Source organism: Roseobacter sp. GAI101 (assembly GCF_000156335.1).
Classification (GTDB): Bacteria; Pseudomonadota; Alphaproteobacteria; order Rhodobacterales; family Rhodobacteraceae; genus Sulfitobacter.
Genome location: NZ_DS999217.1, coordinates 1 through 1,790, shown reverse-complemented (window position 1 = coordinate 1,790; position 1,790 = coordinate 1). Strand labels below are relative to the sequence as shown.

General features: G+C 52.1%; 3 protein-coding genes. All 3 read left to right on the top strand.

All coding sequences use genetic code 11. The features are described 5' to 3' along the window. Positions 1-416, top strand: a 416-nt coding sequence (locus RGAI101_RS21065) for an ATP-binding cassette domain-containing protein (protein WP_037230667.1), incomplete at its 5' end; no start/stop codon positions are given. Between the two features lie 2 nt (positions 417-418). Then, entirely contained in the window at positions 419-1,219 is an 801-nt protein-coding gene (locus RGAI101_RS21060; RefSeq protein WP_198133767.1) for a sulfotransferase, read from the top strand. Then, positions 1,212-1,790, top strand: a 579-nt coding sequence (locus RGAI101_RS21770; RefSeq protein ID WP_008230336.1) for a sulfotransferase, incomplete at its 3' end; no start/stop codon positions are given. The genes RGAI101_RS21060 and RGAI101_RS21770, both read left to right, overlap by 8 nt.

Genomic DNA, 1,790 nt, shown 5'->3' with positions numbered 1-1,790 from the left:
CCCGCGTACGTAAAGCTGCACAGCGCGCTGAACTTGATGAGTTCATTATGCAGCAGCTTGAAAGAGGCTACGAGACGCAAATCGGTGAAAAGGGTATACGCCTGTCTGGGGGGCAGAGGCAGCGCATGGGCATCGCCCGTGCTCTCTATCGTGATGCGGATGTCATCGTCATGGACGAAGCGACTTCCGCACTTGATACTATGACAGAACGTAATGTGATGGATGCGATCGCCAGTCTGCATGGAGATAAAACCCTCTTTATCATCGCGCACCGGATGAGCACCCTGAGCGAATGCGACAGAATCCTCGTTCTCGATAAGGGGCGTGTAGCAGGGCTAGGCACTTGGGACGAGATGGCGCGCGAAAATAAGATTTTTCGCGCAATGTTGAACATGGACGCCGCAGATCGGATATGAAAATGCATTCAGAGACAGCACCAACATATCTGCACAAGAATCCAGTCATCGTTCTTGGTATGCATAAATCCGGAACAACTTTAATTTCCGAAACTCTGCATGCCTCTGGTATTGCGATGATTGATACCACGCAGGAAGGTGGTTACGATGACGGCAACAAAATGGAGCGCGAGGCGACGCGGTGCCTCAATATCGCGCTACTGGGTTGCGAAGATTTGGAAAGTGTCCGCATCACGCAGTCGTTGGACGTCGCAACCACGACTCTCGACCAACGCGCACACGGCCGTGCAGTCCTGGAGACAGCCAGCCGGAATGGAGCATGGGGGTTCAAGGACCCTCGCACACTGCTTACCTATGATTATTGGGAAGATCTGATCGGGACCCCGCAACTTGTCGGAATATTCCGCGATCCCGCCGAAGTATTCCGTCATTATGCCCGACGGCCTTGGTGGCGCTGGATCAGGCAAGATCCAATGTACATTCCTGCTGCTATGCATGCCTGGTGCGTGTACAATGATGCCCTTCTAACGCTGGCTCGCCGACGACCTGACATGTTACTGCTCGATTATGCAGCCTTCATGTCAAGCCCACTAGAGATGTCCCGGCTGGAGAAGCATCTCGGTGTTCCTTTGGTTGATCGGCGCATAGAGGGGATGCGCCGCGCTGTAGCCAACCGCACTAAAGCGTATGTCATTATGGAACGCGTTGAACGTAGTTGGTACGGATTGGATGCAAGCCATATTCAAGCAGAACTTCTCGCCCTACGCTCGGCTCAAATCAAGATGGAAGAACACTATGCCTGAAAAGCCACGATACATTTTTATCCTGACTACAGGCCATTCAGGAGGAACACTGCTCAATCTGCTGTTAGGCGCTTCTCCCGCGATATTCGCAGCGGGAGAAAGTCTTCGATTATGGACGCTCGGAGCTATAGATCGTCAATCCGAAGATACACGCGACTTTTGGGGTACCGCAGCGGATGCGCTCGCTACGCAGGGCTGGGCTGCAAAAGATCTTGATCGCCGACGTGTCGAAGAGGCACCTATGGATCTCTGGCGGACGTGGACCACGATTGTATCTCAACAAGCACAAGATCATATTATTGCCGACAAGTCACTTTCTTTTAAGCTAATCCGAAAAATCTGTGAGGCCAATATCGTCGATCCATTTTTCGTACATCTTATCAGAGACCCGCGTGGAGTAGATTGCAGTTTCCGGCGAAAATATGGCAGAAGTTGGCGCACGGCAGTAACTTGGCAGAAGAGCAATTTTGCTATCGAACGTTTCTTGCGTGGCAAGCCCAATACTATCAGATTGCGCTATGAGGATTTGTGCGCCTTTCCCGATGCGCAGATGCGCAGCGTTCTTCGGACT

What these genes read in the sequence shown, in the direction of transcription:
- RGAI101_RS21060 (WP_198133767.1), top strand. Translation starts at nt 419, where the DNA reads ATGCATTCAGAGACAGCACCAACATATCTGCACAAGAATCCAGTCATC.